Raw genomic sequence first — 2,454 nt, forward strand, 5'->3', positions numbered from 1 at the left:
CCCGGCGGCCACGCTCAACTCGGCAATCGAGATTCTCTCCGACCCCTTCTACCGGGAAGGCATCAACAGTGTGGGTGTGTTCTGGCACCTCCTCGCCAGCCTGCAGCGGGTGCTCACGGGCTTCCTCGTGGCGGCGGTGATCGCGATACCGCTGGGCTTCCTGCTCGGGTCGGTGCGATCCGCCCGCTGGGGACTCGACCCGATTATCCAGATCCTCCGGCCGGTCTCGCCCCTGGCGTGGTTGCCCTTGGGGCTGGCCCTACTCCGCGACGCCGAGCGCACCGCGCTCTTCGTCATCATCATGAGCGCACTGTGGCCGCTCCTGCTCAACACCATCGAGGGCGTGCGGTCCGTCAACCCGCTCCACCTCCAACTCGCCCGCACCGTCGAGGCCGGACGGTGGAGGGTGATCCGCTCGATCCTGCTGCCGTCCGCCCTACCGCAGATGATCACCGGCCTGCGTCTGTCGCTCTCCACATCGTGGCTCGTCATCATCGCCGCCGAGATGCTCGTCGGCGGACGTGGAATGGGGTACTTCGTCTGGAACATGTGGAACAAGCTCGACATCCCCGCGATCTGTGTCGCGATCCTCATCATCGGCCTCGTCGGCCTCGCGCTCGACCGCGCAGTGTCGGCCCTGCACAAGGTGGTACCCCATGCCTGACACTGCTCTCTCCACCCACGACGGCCCATCGGCCGGTTCGCGCCACGATGCGTCGTTCCTGCATCTGGAAGGAATCTCGAAGTCCTTCGGGAATGGGGCGGACGCGGTACAGATCGTCGCCCCCACAGACGTCCGGATCGGTCGCGGTCAGTTCGTCTCCCTCCTCGGCCCATCGGGTTGCGGGAAGTCCACGATCCTCTCGATCATCGCCGGTCTAGTCGAACCCTCCGACGGTCTCCTGTGGCTTGATCGCCGGCCGATCGACGGGCCCGGCGCCGACCGCGGGGTGGTGTTCCAACAGCACGTCCTGTTGCCGTGGATGAGCGCGCGGGAGAATGTTGAGTTCGCGCTCTCGTGCGCCCGCCCAGCGCTCGGCGCATCGGCTCGCGCCGAGGTGACGGACCACTACCTCGATCTCGTCCACTTGGGCCACGCTAAGGACCGACTACCTGGGCAGCTCTCGGGTGGCATGCAGCAACGCGTCGGCATCGCCCGCGCGTTCTCGCTGGAGCCCAAGGTGTTGCTCCTGGACGAGCCGTTCGGGGCTCTGGACGCGTTGACCCGTCACTCGCTTCAGCGCGAGCTGCTACGGCTGTGGGAGGCCGACCGACGCACGGTGGTCATGGTGACCCACGACGTCGACGAGGCGATCGCGCTCAGCGACCGCATCCTGGTGATGGACCATGGCCCGGACGCCACCGTGACGCGCGATATCAGCGTGCCCTTCGACCGACCCCGCGACCCCGACACCCTGCCGGACGAGGCCGCCTATCGGGAATTGCGAACCTCTCTGCTGGACTCGCTCACCCGCGATGAGACCACGGGAGACGCAGCGTGAGCGACCCCGGTCTCGTCGCCGCGTCGTTTACCGAGCTCCCCCGCGCTGCGGACGGCAGTCCGGCCGCGGGCATCGTCCTGCTCGACGTCCGAGACGACGACGAGTACGCACTCGATCACCTGGATCAAGCGCTACACGTGCCGGTCGCCCATCTGGCTGACCGACTCGAGGAGGTACCGCCGGGCGTCGTCTGGGTGCACTGCGAGCGCGGCTCCCGTGCGGAACGTGCCGGTGTCGTACTTGCCGCGGCCGGTCGTGAGGTCGTGGTCGTGCGCCAGAACATCCGCGCGGGTCGCGCCTCGGGTCTGGTCTGACGCCGATGTACGGGTCGTCCTTGACGGCGCCCCGCGGCACCACCCGAACCCCGATCGACAAGGAGATCTCGATGCTTCTCGAGCGCATCTACGACGAGGACCTCGCCCAGGCCGGGTACTTCATCGGCTGCCAGGCCAGGAACGAGGCGATGGTGGTGGACGCCCGTCGTGACATCCGCGAGTACCTCGACCTGGCCGACCGTCACGGCATGACCATCACCGCGGTGACCGAGACCCACATCCACGCCGACTACCTCTCCGGCACCCGCGAGCTCGCCGAGGCGACCGGCGCGACCGTCTACGTCTCGGGGGAGGGCGGCGACGACTGGCAGTACGGTTTCGAGGCCGAGCGGCTGCACCACGGGGACCGGCTCACGCTGGGCAACATCACGGTCGAGGCCGTGCACACCCCGGGCCACACCCCGGAGCACCTGTCCTTCCTCGTCACCGACGGCGCCTTCGCTGATACCCCCGGCTACATGCTGACCGGCGACTTCGTCTTCGCCGGCGATCTCGGTCGACCGGATCTGCTCGATGAGGCCGCGGGCGGGATCGACACGCGCTTCGCCGGCGCCACGCAGGTCTTCCGCAGCCTGAAGGAGTCGTTCGTCTCCCTGCCCGACCACGTCCAGGTCTTC

4 protein-coding genes are annotated in these 2,454 nt (G+C 68.0%); all 4 read left to right on the plus strand.

What is annotated here, in order from left to right:
• A partial coding sequence (locus IY392_RS18690) for an ABC transporter permease (protein ID WP_194862031.1) occupies positions 1-664 on the plus strand: 664 nt, incomplete at its 5' end.
• The gene (locus tag IY392_RS18695; RefSeq protein WP_194862032.1) at positions 657-1,502 is read left to right on the plus strand and encodes an ABC transporter ATP-binding protein; all 846 of its coding nucleotides are present in this window, start codon (positions 657-659) and stop codon (positions 1,500-1,502) included. The genes IY392_RS18690 and IY392_RS18695, both read left to right, overlap by 8 nt.
• Positions 1,499-1,816 carry a rhodanese-like domain-containing protein gene (locus IY392_RS18700; protein ID WP_194862033.1) on the plus strand — a complete coding sequence of 106 codons (318 nt, stop codon included), beginning with the start codon at positions 1,499-1,501 and terminating at the stop codon, positions 1,814-1,816. Before IY392_RS18695 ends, IY392_RS18700 begins: the two co-directional genes overlap by 4 nt.
• A gap of 71 nt (positions 1,817-1,887) precedes the next feature.
• Positions 1,888-2,454 (plus strand): MBL fold metallo-hydrolase (locus tag IY392_RS18705; RefSeq protein WP_194862034.1); only part of this gene is annotated, 567 nt, incomplete at its 3' end.

The sequence above is a fragment of the Dietzia sp. SYD-A1 genome (assembly GCF_015356725.1).
GTDB lineage: Bacteria > Actinomycetota > Actinomycetes > Mycobacteriales > Mycobacteriaceae > Dietzia.